Source organism: Actinophytocola xanthii (genome assembly GCF_001921205.1).
GTDB classification, from domain to species: domain Bacteria; phylum Actinomycetota; class Actinomycetes; order Mycobacteriales; family Pseudonocardiaceae; genus Actinophytocola; species Actinophytocola xanthii.
In genome coordinates this window covers 38,317-54,317 of sequence record NZ_MSIE01000024.1, presented here as the reverse complement: position 1 = coordinate 54,317, position 16,001 = coordinate 38,317, and the positions used below count along the sequence as shown (strand labels likewise).

At 72.1% G+C, this 16,001-nt stretch carries 11 protein-coding genes; 2 read left to right on the top strand and 9 right to left on the bottom strand.

The annotated features are described in order from the left end of the window. Positions 1 to 39: 39 nt before the first annotated feature. The 3 genes from BU204_RS14275 to BU204_RS14265 are packed head-to-tail and all read right to left on the bottom strand — an operon-like array spanning position 40 to position 3,519. On the bottom strand, positions 40 to 798 hold the full coding sequence (locus BU204_RS14275; protein ID WP_075126142.1) for a succinate dehydrogenase/fumarate reductase iron-sulfur subunit: 759 nt from the start codon (positions 796 to 798) through the stop codon (positions 40 to 42). Next, positions 795 to 2,708: a fumarate reductase/succinate dehydrogenase flavoprotein subunit gene (locus tag BU204_RS14270; protein ID WP_075126141.1), complete on the bottom strand. Its 1,914-nt coding sequence runs from the start codon at positions 2,706 to 2,708 to the stop codon at positions 795 to 797. Before BU204_RS14270 ends, BU204_RS14275 begins: the two co-directional genes overlap by 4 nt. Positions 2,709 to 2,718: 10 nt before the next feature. Beyond that, the gene (locus BU204_RS14265) at positions 2,719 to 3,519 is read right to left on the bottom strand and encodes a hypothetical protein (RefSeq protein ID WP_075126140.1); all 801 of its coding nucleotides are present in this window, start codon (positions 3,517 to 3,519) and stop codon (positions 2,719 to 2,721) included. Positions 3,520 to 4,092: 573 nt separating this feature from the next. On the opposite strand from BU204_RS14265, the gene BU204_RS41930 reads away from it, so the two are divergent. Beyond that, the gene (locus BU204_RS41930; protein ID WP_269844646.1) at positions 4,093 to 4,215 is read left to right on the top strand and encodes a hypothetical protein; all 123 of its coding nucleotides are present in this window, start codon (positions 4,093 to 4,095) and stop codon (positions 4,213 to 4,215) included. A gap of 618 nt (positions 4,216 to 4,833) precedes the next feature. Here the strand turns inward: BU204_RS41930 and BU204_RS14260 are convergent. From BU204_RS14260 to BU204_RS14235, 6 genes are all read right to left on the bottom strand, one after another. After that, positions 4,834 to 5,379: a regulatory protein RecX gene (locus tag BU204_RS14260; protein ID WP_075126139.1), complete on the bottom strand. Its 546-nt coding sequence runs from the start codon at positions 5,377 to 5,379 to the stop codon at positions 4,834 to 4,836. A gap of 4 nt (positions 5,380 to 5,383) precedes the next feature. Then, positions 5,384 to 6,430: a recombinase RecA gene (gene recA / locus BU204_RS14255; RefSeq protein WP_075126138.1), complete on the bottom strand. Its 1,047-nt coding sequence runs from the start codon at positions 6,428 to 6,430 to the stop codon at positions 5,384 to 5,386. 184 nt (positions 6,431 to 6,614) lie between these two features. Then, positions 6,615 to 6,809 carry a DUF3046 domain-containing protein gene (locus BU204_RS14250; protein WP_075126207.1) on the bottom strand — a complete coding sequence of 65 codons (195 nt, stop codon included), beginning with the start codon at positions 6,807 to 6,809 and terminating at the stop codon, positions 6,615 to 6,617. A gap of 159 nt (positions 6,810 to 6,968) precedes the next feature. After that, on the bottom strand, positions 6,969 to 7,355 hold the full coding sequence (locus BU204_RS14245; RefSeq protein ID WP_075126137.1) for a VOC family protein: 387 nt from the start codon (positions 7,353 to 7,355) through the stop codon (positions 6,969 to 6,971). 1 nt (position 7,356) lies between these two features. Further along, complete coding sequence (locus BU204_RS14240) at positions 7,357 to 9,138, bottom strand: Hsp70 family protein (protein ID WP_075126136.1); 1,782 nt, start codon at positions 9,136 to 9,138, stop codon at positions 7,357 to 7,359. A gap of 2 nt (positions 9,139 to 9,140) precedes the next feature. Continuing rightward, positions 9,141 to 11,117, bottom strand: a complete 1,977-nt coding sequence (locus tag BU204_RS14235) for an Hsp70 family protein (RefSeq protein WP_075126135.1) — start codon at positions 11,115 to 11,117, stop codon at positions 9,141 to 9,143. 176 nt (positions 11,118 to 11,293) lie between these two features. On the opposite strand from BU204_RS14235, the gene BU204_RS14230 reads away from it, so the two are divergent. Continuing rightward, positions 11,294 to 15,958 carry an ATP-dependent helicase gene (locus BU204_RS14230; protein WP_075126206.1) on the top strand — a complete coding sequence of 1,555 codons (4,665 nt, stop codon included), beginning with the start codon at positions 11,294 to 11,296 and terminating at the stop codon, positions 15,956 to 15,958. Positions 15,959 to 16,001: the final 43 nt, after the last annotated feature.

Below are 16,001 nucleotides of genomic sequence, written 5' to 3'. Positions count from 1 at the left end.
GGCCGATGGGCCGCCCCCTTCTCGTTCAGCTCACCCGGCTCAGCGCTTGCTGCCGCGGCGGAACAGCTGGTTGCCCAGCCAGACGATCGGGTCGTACTTGCGGTCGGCGACGCGCTCCTTCATGGGGATCAGCGCATTGTCGGTGATCTTGATGTGCTCGGGGCAGACCTCGGTGCAGCACTTGGTGATGTTGCAGTAGCCGAGGCCGTGCTCGTCCTGCGCCTCCCGGACCCGGTCCTCTGTGTCCAGCGGGTGCATCTCGAGCTCGGCCACCCGCATCAGGAACCGCGGCCCGGAGAAGTTCTCCTTGTTCTCCTCGTGGTCGCGGATGACGTGGCAGGTGTTCTGGCAGAGGAAGCACTCGATGCACTTGCGGAACTCCTGCGAGCGCTCGACGTCCTGCTGCTTCATCCGGTACTCGCCGAGCCCGAGCTCCTTGGGCGGCGCGAACGACGGGACCTCGCGTGCCTTCTGGTAGTTGTAGGACACGTCGGTCACCAGGTCGCGGACCACGGGGAAGGTGCGCAGCGGGGTGACGGTGACCGTCTCCTCCTCGGTGAACACCGACATGCGGGTCATGCAGAGCAGCCGCGGCTTGCCGTTGATCTCCGCCGAGCAGGACCCGCACTTGCCGGCCTTGCAGTTCCACCGGACGGCGAGGTCCGGGGCCTGGGTGGCCTGCAGCCGGTGGATGATGTCGAGGACGACCTCGCCCTCGTTCACCTCGACGATGAAGTCGTGCAGTTCGCCGGAGGTGTCGTCCCCCCGCCAGATCTTGAAGTTCGCCTTGTAGCTCACTGTGCGACCCTCCCCGGGTGCTGCGCCAGCTCCTCGTCGGTGAAGTACTTCTCCAGCTCCGCGAGCTCGAAGAGCTCGAGCAGGTCGGAGCGCATCGGCTCCTGCGGCTTCTCGACGACCTCGGCACTGGTGCCGTGCTCGTCGGAGGAGCAGACCAGCAGCTTGTTCCGCCACCGGTTGTCCATGGCGGGGTAGTCGTCGCGGGTGTGGCCGCCCCGGCTCTCGGTCCGCATGAGCGCCGCCTTCGCCACGCACTCGCTCACCAGGAGCATGTTCCGCAGGTCCAGGCAGAGGTGCCAGCCGGGGTTGAACTCACGGCGCCCCTCGACCGCGACGAAGCGGGCCCGCTCCTTGAGCTCGGCGAGCTTGTCCAGCGCCTGCTGGACCTCTTCTTCCTTGCGGATGATGCCGACCAGGTCGTTCATCGACTGCTGGAGCTCTGCGTGGATCGTGTACGGGTTCTCCGCCTGGCCCTCGGACGGCCAGTCGAACGGCGCGACCGCGCGGTGGGCCGCCGCATCCACATCGGACTCGGAGATCTTCGGGCGCTGGTCCAGCGAGTCCAGGTACTGCGCGGCGCCGAGACCGGCCCGGCGACCGAACACGATCAGGTCGGACAGCGAGTTCCCGCCGAGGCGGTTGGAGCCGTGCATGCCGCCGGCGACCTCGCCCGCGGCGAACAGGCCGGGCACGACCGAGGACGCGGTGTCCGGGTCGACCTCGACCCCGCCCATCACGTAGTGGCAGGTCGGCCCGACCTCCATCGGCTGGGCGGTGATGTCCACATCGGCCAGTTCCTTGAACTGGTGGTACATCGAGGGCAGCCGGCGGCGGATCTCCTCTGCCGGCAGGCGGCTCGCGATGTCGAGGAACACGCCACCGTGCGGTGAGCCGCGGCCTTCCTTCACCTCGGTGTTGATGGCGCGGGCCACCTCGTCCCGGGGCAGCAGGTCGGGCGTGCGGCGGTGGTTGTCCTGGTCGTTGTACCAGCCGTCGGCCTCCTGCTCGGTCTCCGCGTACTGTCCCTTGAAGACGTCGGGGATGTAGCCGAACATGAACCGCTCGCCGGTGGAGTTCTTGAGGACGCCGCCGTCACCCCGGACGCCCTCGGTGACGAGGATGCCCTTCACGCTGGGCGGCCAGACCATGCCGGTCGGGTGGAACTGGACGAACTCCATGTTGATCAGGGTGGCGCCGGCCCGCAGGGCGAGCGCGTGCCCGTCCCCCGTGTACTCCCAGGAGTTCGAGGTCACCTTGAAGGACTTGCCGATGCCACCGGTGGCGAGCACGATCGCCGGGGTCTCGAAGAGGATGAACTTGCCGCTGTCGCGCCAGTAGGCGAACGCGCCGGCGATCCGGTCGTTGTCCTTGATCAGCTCGGTGACCGTGCACTCGGGGAAGACCTTGAGCATGGCCTCGTAGTCGCCGTACTCCTCGAAGTCCTCCTGCTGCAGCGAGACGATCTTCTGCTGCATCGTGCGGATCATCTCGAGGCCGGTGCGGTCGCCGACGTGCGCGAGGCGGGGGTAGGTGTGGCCGCCGAAGTTGCGCTGGCTGATCTTGCCGTCCTTGGTGCGGTCGAACAGCGCGCCGTAGGTCTCCAGCTCCCAGACGCGGTCCGGGGCCTCCTTGGCGTGCAGCTCGGCCATACGCCAGTTGTTGAGGAACTTCCCGCCCCGCATCGTGTCGCGGAAGTGGACCTGCCAGTTGTCCTTGGCGTTGACGTTGCCCATGGAGGCCGCGCAGCCGCCCTCGGCCATCACCGTGTGTGCCTTGCCGAAGAGCGACTTGCTCACGATCGCGGTGCGCTTGCCCTGTTCGCGGGCTTCGATGGCGGCCCGCAGGCCGGCGCCGCCGGCGCCGATCACCACGACGTCGTAGGGAAACCGTTCGACCTGAACCTGAACCATGATTCCTTCTTTAGTTGAAGATCCGCAGGTCGGTGATCCACCCGGCGGAGACGGCCATGATGTAGGCGTCGGTCAGGATCACCGTGAACAGCGAGATCATGGCGTACTGGCCGTGCCGCGCGTTGAGCTTGGAGACGAAGGTCCAGTAGCGGTAGCGCAGCGGGTGCTTGGAGAAGTTCTTCAACCGGCCGCCGACGATGTGCCGGCACGCGTGGCAGGAGAGCGTGTAGGCGGTGAGCATCACCAGGTTGATCAGGATGATCACCGTGCCGAGGCCCATGCCGAAGCCGCCGTCCTTGCCCTGGAAGGCGAGTACGGCGTCGTAGACGTTGATGGCGGCGAAGACGAGCGCGCCGTAGAAGAAGTAGCGGTGGGCGTTGAGCAGGACGAGCGGGAACTTGCTCTCGCCGGTGTACTTCTTGTGGGGCTCGGGAACCGCGCACGCGGCGGGCGCCATGAACAGCGAGCGGTAGCCCGCCTTGCGGTAGTAGTAGCACGTACCGCGGAACCCGGCGAGGACGACGAAGGTGATGATCGCCATCGGCAGGAACCACGGGATTTCCGGCAGCGGCGTGCCGAAGTGGCTGGAGCCGGGGACGCAGGACTCGCTCAGACAGGGCGAGTAGATCGGGGTGAGGTAGTGCTCCTCCGGCGCCCAGTACCACTTGTTCATGAAGATGCGGACCGTGGCGTAAGCGATGAAGAAGAGCAGGATCGCGCCGGTCGTCAGCGGATAGATCCGCCATCGGTCGGTGCGAAGCGTGCGCTCTGGTATTTGCGCCCGACCGGGGGCACCGACGCCTGCCTTCATTGTGTCCTCGACTCCAGAACGAAGAATTTGATTGTTAGAGACTAACCGTGTTCGTCGTGGGCGGCGGCGTTCCGCGTGTCACACCGCCGAACGGCGCCATGCCGCCAACGGTGCCGTCGGTGGCGAATGGAGAAGTACCACACGATGGGAAACGAGGGGTCGCCGACCTGTGCCGAAGGTGCGCTGGGGCACGTTGGGCAGGCTTCGGCACCTGGTCACGAGGTGACCGTACTCCTCGGTTGCCGTGGTCGCGGGACGGCCCGGGCAGGGTGTTACGTGGAACACTCTCTGCTAGTGCATTCTGTATACAACTGTGTTTGTAATGCCGGTCAGGAGTGCCCTGAATCGTTTGTGAGACGCCGTCTCGCTGTGGTTCTGCTCCCCCGTTCGGGGGATCACCCCGTGGACGGAACCCGGGGCGGACCGGGGCAGACGATCAGCCACAGAGGACTGTCCGCGTGCACGTCGCACGTGGACTCGACGCTCAGGTGACGCCGTGGCGGGTTCCTTCCCGGCACCCTGCCCGAACCAGCGACGAGGCCCCAGCCATCCCGGCGACGAGATGGCCGTCCGGTGAACACCGCCGACCGGCGCCAGCCGATCGAGCGCACCCCGACGGAGCCGCGGCAGTTCAGCGCCTACGCCGTGGCATGCGCCGAGCCCGCTCTGCCCTGCTTCGACGCGACTGTCCGGTGATCCGCGCGCACGTGCCGTGCTCGACGGGGCACGCACGTTCGCGGCCGGTGGCAAGCGGTGATCCTCGAGGCCGACAGCGCTCGTGCTGGCCGCCCGCAACGACCGCGACAACCGCGACGTCGGCGCCGAGTACGTCGAGACCGCCCGAGCGAGCCGCCGCGGGAGCGGGACACGTCGTCGCGCCCACCGCTGCCCGACGGGCCACCTCCAGGCCGATGACCAAAGGGCCGACGATGCCGCGAGTGCCGGCTCGCGGGACAACCCACCCTCCGGGTGGCGTTCCTCCGGCGATGCCCTCCGAGCCGCTCTCCGGTTCGGACGGCGGAGCGGTCCGAAGGTGGGCCGGCTTTCGAGAACAAATCCCCGACGGCGGCAGCCACCCGAGCAGTGGGTCGCCAGGCCGGGCAGCGCCACCGCATCCGACCCCCGGCAGGACCCTCGACGTAGGTGGGCCAGCCACGTCGCCCACAGCCAGGCCACGCGGCGGGCGCGGTCCGGGCCGACCCGCCGGGAAGTCATACCGAGTCCGTTCGCTGCGCGCCCGCACCAACCTGGCCGCGCGACCGCATCCAGGGGACAAGCCCGTCACCCCGGCCCCCAGGCCGCCGGGGCGAAACGTCAGAGTGCGTCGTCGAGGAGGGTGGTGTCGGTGCCGGTGGCACGGAGCTCGTCGCGGACTACTCGGAAGGCCAGGCCTTCGGGGTAGCCGCGGCGGGCGAGCATGCCGACGAGTTTGCGGATGCGGGTGGGCTCGTCGGACGCGGTGAGCGAGCGGAGGCGTTTGCGGACGAGTTCGCGGGCCCGGGACTCCTCCGCGTCGGCGTCCACGGCGGCGACCGCCTCGGCGGCCACGGACTCGTCGACGCCCTTGCGGCGCAGCTCCGTGGCCAGGGCGCGGCGCCCCAGGCCCTGGTAGGTGTGCCGCGAGCGGACCCACAGCTCGGCGAAGGCCGCGTCGTCGACCAGGCCGACCTCGTCCAGCCGGCCCAGGACGCGGTCGGCGACCTCCTCGTCGATCTCCTTTCGCAGCAGGGCCTGGCGCAGCTCCGCCCGGGTGCGCGGGCGGGCGGTGAGCAGGCGCAGGCAGATGTCCTTCGCCCGCTGCGCCGGATCCTCGCCGGAGGACGAGTCGGTGCCCGTCCCCCGGGCTCGCGGGGCGGCCACGCCCCTAGAAGTCGACCGGCGCGGGAGCCGGCTCGGCCTCGGCGTCCAGCTTCGCGCCGATGCCCATCTTGTCCTTGAGGCGCTTCTCGATCTCGTTGGCCACGTCGGGGTTGTCGCGCAGGAACTTGCGGGCGTTCTCCTTGCCCTGCCCCAGCTGGTCGCCCTCGTAGGTGTACCAGGCGCCGGACTTGCGCAGGATGCCCTGATCCACGCCCATGTCGATCAGCGAGCCCTCGCGGCTGACGCCCTTGCCGTACAGGATGTCGAACTCGGCCTGCTTGAACGGCGGGGCGACCTTGTTCTTCACGACCTTGACCCGGGTGCGGTTGCCGACCGGCTCGCCGCCGTCCTTGAGGGTCTCGATGCGACGCACGTCCAGGCGCACCGAGGCGTAGAACTTGAGCGCCTTGCCACCGGTCGTGGTCTCCGGCGACCCGAACATCACCCCGATCTTCTCGCGAAGCTGGTTGATGAAGATCGCCGTGGTGCCGGAGTTGTTCAGCGCGCCGGCGATCTTGCGCAGGGCCTGGCTCATCAGGCGGGCCTGCAGACCGACGTGGTTGTCGCCCATCTCGCCCTCGATCTCGGCGCGGGGCACGAGCGCGGCGACCGAGTCGATGACGAGGATGTCGAGCGCACCGGAGCGGATCAGCATGTCCGCGATCTCCAGCGCCTGCTCACCGGTGTCCGGCTGGGACACCAGCAGGGCGTCGGTGTCCACGCCGAGCGCCTTGGCGTACTCCGGGTCCAGGGCGTGCTCGGCGTCGATGAACGCGGCGATGCCGCCGGCGCGCTGCGCGTTGGCGACCGCGTGCAGGGCCAGGGACGTCTTACCGGAGGACTCCGGGCCGTAGATCTCGACCACGCGGCCGCGCGGGAGCCCGCCGATACCGAGTGCCACGTCCAGGGCGATGGAGCCGGTCGGGATGACCTCGATCGGGGCACGGCTCTCGTCGCCGAGACGCATGACCGAGCCCTTGCCGAAGTTCTTGTCGATCTGGGCGAGGGCGAGGTCGAGCGCCTTCGCGCGATCGGGTGCTGCTGGTGCCATCTGAGATCCACCTTGGTTGTTTCGGGACCGCTTCGAACTCACGCTGTCGACGCTACGGGGCCGGACCGACAGTTTCGGGCTGCCGGGGGCGACCTGTGGATGGTTGACCCGGTTGTGGACAACCAGGCTAGCCGAACGTCTGTTCGACGCTCCCGCGACACGCCGAGGTGTACCCTGCCCGCGCTCAGCGGCGCTCGGGAGGCACCTCGAACGTGTCGCACACGGCGCGCCAGATCTCCTTGGCGGGCACCCCGGCCTCCAGGGCCTGGTCAACCGTCCGGTTCCCCAACGCGCCGAAGACGTGGTCGCGGGCCAGCATGTCGGCCCTGATCTCGCCGAACTCGTCGGCCATCATCTTCCGGAAGGCGGTGATTCGCATCGACACCAGCCTACGAGACCCGCGAGAATGCGGTCATGGCACCGACCAGCCTGGAGTCGATCCTGCTCGACATCGCGATCGTGGCGGGTCTGCTCGTCACGATCGTCCTGGGCGTGCGCGCCCTGCGCAACCGCCGCTGACCTGGCCAGGACCCCGGACTCAGACGGGCTGGACGAGGTCCCAGGCGTTGCCGTACAGGTCGCGGAACACCGCGACCGTGCCGTAGGGCTCGTGCCGGGGCTCCTCGTCGAACACGACGCCGTTCGCCACCATCCTGGCGTGGTCCCGCGCGAAGTCGTCGGTGGCGAGGAACAGGGCGACCCGCCCGCCGGTCTGGTCCCCGACCCGGGTCCGCTGCGCCTCGTCGTCCGCCCGTGCCAGCAGCAACCCGGTCTCGCTCGCCCCCGGCGGGACGACGACGACCCAGCGCTTGCCGTCGGCGAGCAGCGTGTCCTCACGCAGCTCGAAGCCGACCGCGCCGACGTAGAAGGCAATCGCCTCGTCGTAGTCGTGCACGACGAGGGTGACCAGTCCGAGGTAGGGCATCTCAGGTCCCCGGCTGGACGCGCTCGGCGAAGAAGTCGGCCATGGCGTCGGGGGTGAACTCGTCCGAGGCACGCAGCTCGGTCTTGGTGAGCCACCCGACCAGCGGGCGGTCCTTCACGGTGAACACCAGCACCCCGGTGCCGCCGCTGACCGCGGCCCGGAACCGGCCGTCGAGGCCGTTGCCGCGCCAGTCGGCCTCGACGTGGTCGCTCTCGGTCTTGTCGGCGAGCTGCGTGTTCGCCACCTCCCGCGCGTCGTCCACCGACGCCACGTGCGCGTAGTTGACCCGGTAGTCCTCGGCCAGGGCACAGGACACGTCGGCCCCCGACGCCGCGTCGGCGGGCTGGCACTCGCCGTCGGCGACAGCGCCGGCGAGCTGCCGCAGACAGCTGCTGAAGCCCGCGCTGTCGACCTCACCCTTCTCCCGGCAGCTCTCGGCGGTCGGCAGATCGCTCTCGGACCGGAACAGCAGCAGCGCCCCCACCACGGCGACCGCCAGCACCACGACCGAGGCCGCGACGACCAGCATCCGGCGCCGGCCCGGCGCCGGCGCGGGGGGCGCCGGCGCGGGTACCGGCACGGGCATCGGCCCGCCGCCCGGCGGCGTCGGATAGGCGGGCGGCGTGACGGTCGGCTGCGGGCCGGTGGGCTGGACGGTCGGATGGGGACCGGTGGACGGCTGGCCGGCCAGCCGGTTGGTGCGCAGGCTGACGCCCTCCTGCGTCACGTGGTGGGCGCCCAGCGCGACCGCGGTCTCCGGCTGGTCCAGGCTGGTCGGCACCACCCGCAGCTGCTCCGCGATCAGGTTCGCGACCAGCGGGATCCGGCTCGAGCCACCGACCAGGTAGATGCCGGCCAGCCGGTCGGGCGTGAGCCCGGTAGCCCGGATGGTGCCGGCCAGCAGCTCGACCGTGCGCAGCAGGCTCGGCCGGACCAGGGCCTCCAGCTCGTTCCGGGTAACCAGGACGTCGGGGAACGGCTCCGGCAGCGGAACCTCGGTCTGCGGGTGGCGGGAGAGCGACTCCTTGGCCGCCTTCACGTCCTCGGCCATCGCGCGCCTGGCTCGCCGGTCCGCCGTGGACTCCGGCCGCAGCATGCTCTGCCACCGACTCGGCTCCCGGTGCGAGACCTGCCGGCCGACGTGCTCGAGCAGGGCCTGGTCCACGTCCAGCCCGCCCAGGTCGGGCAGGCCGTTCTCGGCCAGCACGGCGAACCCGCTCTGCGTCGCGCCCACGATCGCCACGTCGAACGTGCCGGCCCCGAGGTCGTACACGGCGAGCGCCTGCCCCGGCGGCAGCGCCTGGCCGGGGAAGGACGCGAAGTGGGCGGCGGCCGCGACCGGCTCGGGCACCAGCACCAGGTCGGGGCCGAACCCGGCAAGGCGGGCGGCGGCGAGCAGGACGTTGCGCCGCGCCGGGCCCCACTGGGCCGGGTGGGTCAGCCGCACCTCGTCGGGCTTCGCGCCGCCCAGCTGCCGGGAGGTCTCCTCGGCGACCCGGCCGAGCACGGCGGCGAAGGCGTCGGTGACCGGCACGACGAGGTCGCCGAGCAGCAGCGTGCCCTCGTCCACCCGACGCTTGGGGTTGGGCTCGAACCGGGCCGGGTCCAACCTGGCCCGGCGCTCGGCGTCGCGGCCGACGACCAGGCTCCCGTCCTCCGCCGCGAACAGCGCGGAGGGCATGGTCGCCGCCCCGTCCACCTCCACCACGCGCGGCGGGCGCCCGTGCGCCGCGAGCACGGCGACGGTGTTGGAGGTCCCCAGGTCCACCGACAGCACGATCACGGTCAGGCGCCTCCGTCTGTGCCCGGCTTGACGTGCTCGTCGTAGAAGGTCTCGAGCGACCCGCCGTCGGAGCTCGCGCTGTCGGTGCGCATGAGCACCCCGACGACCGGCGAGTCGGTGGCCTGGAACACGAGCACACCGAGGCCCTGGGCCTCGAAGACCGTGTAGTCGCCGGTCAGGCCGTCGCCGCTCCACTCGCCGTTCTCCGGCTCGACACCGAGGCCGGCCAGGGACTCCAGCTGCTCGTTGATCGTGTCCACGTACTGCCGGGCGTTGTCCTGCCCGGAGGCCTCGCTGCCGTCGGCGTTCTCCGAGGAGCCGAAGTGCATGTACATGACGGTGAAGCCGTCGTCCATCGTGCAGGACGCGGTCGTGGCGCCCTGGGTCTCCAGCGAGGCGCCGCCGGTGGGGTTGACCGCACCCGACGAGCACTCGTTGTGCTCGATCACCGACCCTGCGAGCTCACGCATGCACCCGCTGAAGCCCTTGTCGTCGGGCTGGCGGTTGTCGCAGCCGCCCTCGGCCGAGGTGCCCGAGCCCCCGCCGGAGCCGCCCGAGGTGGCGATCAGGATGCTGACTACCGCGATCACCACGACCGCGACCACCGCCGTGGCGATGTACCAGGGCTTGTTGCTCGACCCGCTCGAGGCCGGCCGCGCGGCGTGCGGGACGAAGGAGGGGTTGGGCCCGGCGGGCGGACCGGGTGGTCGCGGCGGCACCGGTGTCGGGCCGGAGGGCGGACCGGTCGGGACGCGCTGCGGGCCGCTCTGCGGGAAGGCGCTCTGCACGGGCGTCGCCCCGGTCGGCGGCGCCTGCGGCGGGTAGGTGCCCGGACGCGGCGTGACCACCTGCCTGGTGCGCTGGGCGTCCTCGATCGTGTTGCTGATGTCGCTGGTGCGCATCGTGACGCCCTCCTGGGGCACGTGGTGCGCACCGAGGGCGACGGCGGTCTCCGGCTGGTCCAGGCTGGTCGGCACCACCCGCAGCTGCTCCGCGATCAGCGTCGCGACCAGCGGGATCCGGCTCGAGCCGCCGACCAGGTAGATGCCGACGAGCCGGTCGGGGGTCATGCCGGTGGAGCGGATGGTGCCGGCGAGCAACTCGACGCTGCGCAGCAGCCCCGGCCGGATCAGGGCCTCCAGCTCGACCCGGGTGACGAGCACGTCGTCGAACGGCTCCGGTAGCGGAACCTCGGTCTGCGGGTGGCGGGAGAGCGACTCCTTGGCCGCCTTGACGTCCTCGCGCAGGGCCCGCTGCGCGCGCCGGTCGGCCGTGTTCACCGGCCGCAGCATGCTCTGCCAGCGGCTCGGCTCCCGGTGGGAGACCTGTCGGCCGACGTGCTCGAGCAGGGCCTGGTCCACGTCCAGCCCACCCAGGTCGGGCAGGCCCGCCTCGGCGAGCACGACGAAGCCCTTCTGGGTGGCGCCGACGATCGCCACGTCGAACGTGCCGGCCCCCAGGTCGTAGACGGCCAACGCCTGGTTGGGCGCGAGGGTCTGGCCGGGGAACGAGGCGAAGTGCGCGGCGGCGGCGACCGGCTCCGGCACGAGCACGAGGTTGGCGCCCATCCCCGCCTGGCGGGCCGCGGACAGCAGCACGTTGCGCCGCACCGGCCCCCACTGGGCCGGGTGGGTCAGCCGCACCTCGTCGGGCTTCGCGCCGCCCAGCTGCCGGGAGGTCTCGTCGACGACCCGGCGCAGCACCCCGGCGAGCGCGTCGGTGACCGGGACGACCTGGTCGCCGAGCAGCAGCGTGCCCTCGTCGACCCGGCGCTTGGGGTTGGGCTCGAACCGGGCCGGGTCCAACCTGGCCCGCCGCTCGGCATCCCGGCCGACCACGATCTTGCCGTCCTCGTCGGCGAAGACCGCGGAGGGCATCATCGACGCGCCGTCCACATCCACCACCCGCGGTGGACGTCCGTACGCGGCCAGCACGGCGACCGTGTTGGACGTGCCGAGATCCACCGACAGGACGTTCACGTCGCTCCCCTCATCCGGGCCCGCCCGCTCCTGCCCAGGCGGCACCCACCGTGTGCAGGAGATGCTGCCATGCGGGACCGGCGCTGTGGGACAGGTCCCGCACTTCCGGCACCGCGTCGCGGGTGTACTACCGCCGGTGACGCCCGGGCCGGAGAAAACTGTCGGTGCCGCGGTTCATGATGGACAACGTGACCTCCGACGTGCTCGACCTGTTCTCGTCGGCGACCAGACAGTGGTTCGCCGGCGCGTTCGCGGCGCCGACCGAGGCGCAGGCGGGCGCCTGGCGCGCGGCGGCGGCCGGGGAGCACGCGCTGGTCGTCGCACCCACCGGGTCGGGCAAGACGCTCGCGGCGTTCCTGTGGGCGCTGGACCGACTGGCCTCGAGCCCTCGGCCGGCCGAGCGGACGCGGCGCTGCCGGGTGCTCTACGTCTCGCCGCTCAAGGCGCTCGCGGTCGACGTTCAGCGCAACCTGCGGGCGCCGCTGGCCGGCATCGGCCAGGCGATGCGCCGGCTCGACCTGGGCGAGCCGGGCATCACCGTGGGCATGCGCACCGGCGACACCCCGGCCGAGGAGCGCCGCTCGTTCGCCCGCACCCCGCCCGACGTGCTGGTCACCACCCCCGAGTCGTTGTTCCTGCTGCTGACCTCCGCCGCGCGGGACTCGCTGCGCGGCGTGGAGACGGTGATCGTCGACGAGGTGCACGCGGTGGTCGGCACCAAGCGCGGGGCGCACCTCGCGGTCTCGCTGGAGCGGCTCGACGAGCTGCTCCCCCGGCCCGCCCAGCGCATCGGCCTGTCCGCGACGGTCCGACCGATCGACGAGGTGAGCACGTTCCTCGCCGGCACCCGGCCGGTGACGGTGGTCGCCCCGAGCATCGGCAAGACCATCGAGATGCGCGTGGTGGTCCCGGTGGAGGACATGACCGAGCTCGACGGGCCGCCGCCGCCGTCGGACCCTGGCTCGTTCACCCCCGACCCGGACGTCCCCGCGCACCTGCCCGGCGGGATCGGCATGCTGGAGGAGCTGACCGGCGAACCGGGCGGCCCGCGCCGGCCCTCGATCTGGCCGGCCGTCGAGGAGCGGGTGCTCGAGCTGGTCCGCCAGCACCGGTCGACGATCGTGTTCACCAACTCCCGGCGGCTGTCCGAGCGGCTGACCTCCCGGCTCAACGAGCTGGCCGAGGAGCGGCCGGTGTACCCGGCGGACGTGGGGCGGTTCCCGGCCCAGGCCATCGCCGAGTCCGGCTGGGCGGCGGGGGTGGCCTCGCCGACCATCGCCAGGGCGCACCACGGCTCGATGTCGCGCGAGCAGCGGACCTCGGTCGAGGAGGACCTCAAGTCCGGGCGCCTGCCCTGTGTGGTGGCCACCTCGTCGCTGGAGCTGGGCATCGACATGGGCGCGGTCGACCTGGTCGTGCAGATCGAGGCACCGCCCTCGGTCGCCTCGGGGATGCAGCGGATCGGCCGGGCCGGTCACCAGGTGGGCGCGGTCTCCCGCGGGGTGATGTTCCCGAAGTTCCGCGGGGATCTGGTGTCCTGCGCGGTGGTCGCCGAGCGGATGGCCGAGGGCGCCATCGAGTCCATGCGTTACCCGCGCAACCCGCTGGACGTGCTGGCTCAGCACGTGGTCGCGATGGTGGCGCTGGAGCCGTGGGCCGTCGAGGAGCTGGCCGCGGTCGTGCGGCGCGCGGCCCCGTTCGCCGCGCTGCCGGAGAACGCGCTGCACTCGGTGCTGGACATGCTGGCCGGGCGCTACCCGAGCGAGGAGTTCGGCGAGCTGCGCCCCCGGATCACCTGGGACCGGGTCAACGGCGAGCTGCGCGGGCGGCCGGGGGCGCAGCGGCTCGCGGTCACCTCCGGCGGCACGATCCCCGACCGGGGCCTGTTCACGGTGATGACCCCGCCAGGGGAGAACGGGCCGGGCTCGCGGGTCGGCGAGCTGGACGAGGAAATGGTGTACGAGTCGCGGGTCGGTGACACGTTCCTGCTCGGCACGTCCTCCTGGCGGATCGAGGACATCACCCACGACCGGGTGATCGCGGTGCCGGCGCCGGGCGAACCGGCGCGCATGCCGTTCTGGAAGGGCGACTCACCGGGCCGGCCGCTGGAGCTGGGCCGCGCGCTGGGCAAGTTCCTGCGTGAGCTGTCGGGCATGCCCGAGGAGCGGGCGCGGGCCAGGGCCGCCGATGCCGGGCTGGACCAGCTCGCGGCGAACAACCTCATCGCGTACCTGGCCGAGCAGAAGGAGGCCACCCGGCACGTCCCGGACGACCGGACGGTGCTGATCGAGCGGTTCCGGGACGAGCTGGGCGACTGGCGGCTGGTCGTGCACTCGCCGTTCGGCGCGCAGGTGAACGCGCCGTGGGCGCTGGCGATCGGCGCCCGGCTGCGGGAGCGGCGGGGTGTGGAGGGCCGGGTCGCGCACTCCGACGACGGCATCGTGATCCAGCTGGCCGACATGGTCGACGACGAGGGCAGGGAGATCACCGCCAGCGCGGAGGACGTGGTGCTCGACCCGGAGGAGGTGGAGCAGATCGTGGTCGCGGAGGTGGGCGGGTCGGCGCTGTTCGCCTCCCGGTTCCGGGAGTGCGCCTCCCGGTCGCTGCTGCTGCCGCGGCGCGACCCGCGCCGGCGGACACCGCTGTGGCGCCAGCGCCAGCGCTCGGCCCAGCTGCTGTCGGTCGCGGCGAAGTACGAGCGGTTCCCCGTCGTGCTCGAGGCGATGCGGGAGTGCCTGCAGGACGTCTACGACGTCGCCGGGCTGCGGGAGCTGATGGCCGACGTCCGGGCGCGGCGGGTGCGGGTGGTGGAGGTGCAGACGCAGTCGGCCTCGCCGTTCGCCCGCAGCCTGCTGTTCGGGTACGCGGGGATGTTCCTCTACGACGCCGACCAGCCGCTGGCCGAGCGGCGGGCGGCGGCGCTGTCGCTGGACAGCTCGCTGCTCGCCGAGCTGCTGGGCTCGGAGGCGATCCGGGAGCTGCTCGACGCCGAGGTGGTCGCCGAGGTCGAACGTTCGCTTCGGCGGCTGGACCCGGAGCGGGCGGCGCGGCACGCGGAGGACGCGGCCGACCTGCTGCGGTTCCTCGGCGACCTGTCCGAGGAGGAGGCCGCGGCGCGGGGTGTGCGGCCGGAGTGGCTGACCGAGCTGGAACGGCAGCGGCGGATCATCCGGGTGCGGATCGCGGGCGAGGAGCGGTTCGTGATCATCGAGGACGCGGGTCGGGTGCGCGACGCCTTGGGTACCGCGCTGCCCGTCGGCGTCCCGGAGGCGTTCACCGAACCGGTCGCCGACCCGCTCGGGGATCTGCTGGCCCGCTACGCCCGCACGCACGGCCCGTTCCCGGCGGCGGACGCCGCGGCGCGCTTCGGTCTCGGCGTCGCGGTGGTCACCGCCGTGCTGGACCGCATGGTCGGGACGGGCCGGATGGTGCGCGGAGAGCTGCGGCCGGGCGGGGTGCACACGGAGTACTGCGACGCGGAGGTGTTGCGGCGGCTGCGCCGGGCGTCACTGGCGAAGCTGCGGGCCGAGGTCGAGCCGGTGGAGCCGGCCGCGCTCGGCCGCTTCCTGCCCGCCTGGCACGGGGTGGGCCGGCGGTTGCGGGCCGCGCCGACGGCCGACGACGTGCTGTCGGTGGTGGAGCAGCTGGCGGGTGCTCCGCTGCCGGCGAGCGGGCTGGAGTCGCTGGTGCTGCCCTCGCGGTTGCCCGGCTACGCGCCGGCTCTGCTCGACGAGCTGACCACGGCGGGCGAGGTGACCTGGTGCGGCACGGGCTCGCTGGCCGGCGGGGACGGCTGGGTCGCGCTCGCGCCGACGGACGTGGCCGACCTGCTGCTGCCCGGCGTCGAGGAGGTCGTCCCGGACACCCCGCTGCACACGGCCCTGCTGTCCGCGATGGACGGTGGGGCGCTGTTCTTCCGCCAGCTCGCCGACCGCGCTGGCGCGGTGCTCCTCGACGGCGGGGCGCCGGCACCGTCGGACGCGGACACCCTCGGGGCGCTCTGGGACCTGGTGTGGGCGGGCTTGGTCACCAACGACACGATCGCGCCGCTGCGTGCGCTGGTGTCCGGCCGGGGTGCGGCGCACAAGGCACGCGCCTCCACACCGCGCGGCCGGTACGCGAGGCTGCGCGGCGCCCGCGCGGCGATGCCCAGCCGAACCGGCCCTCCGACGGCGGCCGGCCGCTGGTCGCTGGTGACGCCCCGGGAGGCCGACCCGACCCGTCGGGCGCACGCCCGCGCTGAGTCCTTTCTGGAGCGCCACGGCGTGTTGACCAGGGGGGCGCTGGACACCGAGCGGGTGAGCGGTGGGTTCAGCGCGGTGTACAAGGTGCTGCGGGCGATGGAGGAGTCCGGCCAGATCGTTCGCGGGTACGTGGTGGAGGGCCTGGGCGCGTCCCAGTTCGCGGCGCGTGGCGCCGTCGACCGGCTGCGCGCACTGTCGCGTTCGGACGGCACACCCGCTCCCGAGGACACGGTGTCCCGCGTCCTGGCCGCGGCCGACCCGGCGCAACCCTACGGCGCGGCCCTGCCCTGGCCCGACCCGCTCGGCGAGGGCAAGCACCGCCCCGCCCGCAAGGCCGGCGCCCTGGCGGTCCTGGTCGACGGCGTACCCGCCCTGTACGTCGAGCGCGGCGGCCGCTCGCTGCTCTCCTTCACCGACGACGACCCCACCCTGCGCGCGGCCGCCGAAGCCCTCTCCCGAGCCGTCCGGGAGGGCTGGCTCGGCCAGCTGGCGGTCCAACGCGCCGACGGCGAGGTGGCGCTCACCTCGAACCTCGCCACGGTCCTCCAGGACGCCGGCTTCCGGGCCACCCCGAAAGGACTGCGACTCCGCGCCTGAGACCGGATGTTCCGCCCAGCGTCTCGAACGGTGGCAGAAACGT

Excerpts from the sequence above, each read along its gene's own strand:
- BU204_RS14270 (WP_075126141.1), bottom strand. The coding sequence starts at position 2,708 with ATGGTTCAGGTTCAGGTCGAACGGTTTCCCTACGACGTCGTGGTGATC.
- BU204_RS14265 (WP_075126140.1), bottom strand. The coding sequence starts at position 3,519 with ATGAAGGCAGGCGTCGGTGCCCCCGGTCGGGCGCAAATACCAGAGCGC.
- recA (WP_075126138.1), bottom strand. The coding sequence starts at position 6,430 with ATGGCACCAGCAGCACCCGATCGCGCGAAGGCGCTCGACCTCGCCCTC.
- BU204_RS14250 (WP_075126207.1), bottom strand. The coding sequence starts at position 6,809 with ATGCGAATCACCGCCTTCCGGAAGATGATGGCCGACGAGTTCGGCGAG.
- BU204_RS14245 (WP_075126137.1), bottom strand. The coding sequence starts at position 7,355 with ATGCCCTACCTCGGACTGGTCACCCTCGTCGTGCACGACTACGACGAG.
- BU204_RS14230 (WP_075126206.1), top strand. The coding sequence starts at position 11,294 with ATGATGGACAACGTGACCTCCGACGTGCTCGACCTGTTCTCGTCGGCG.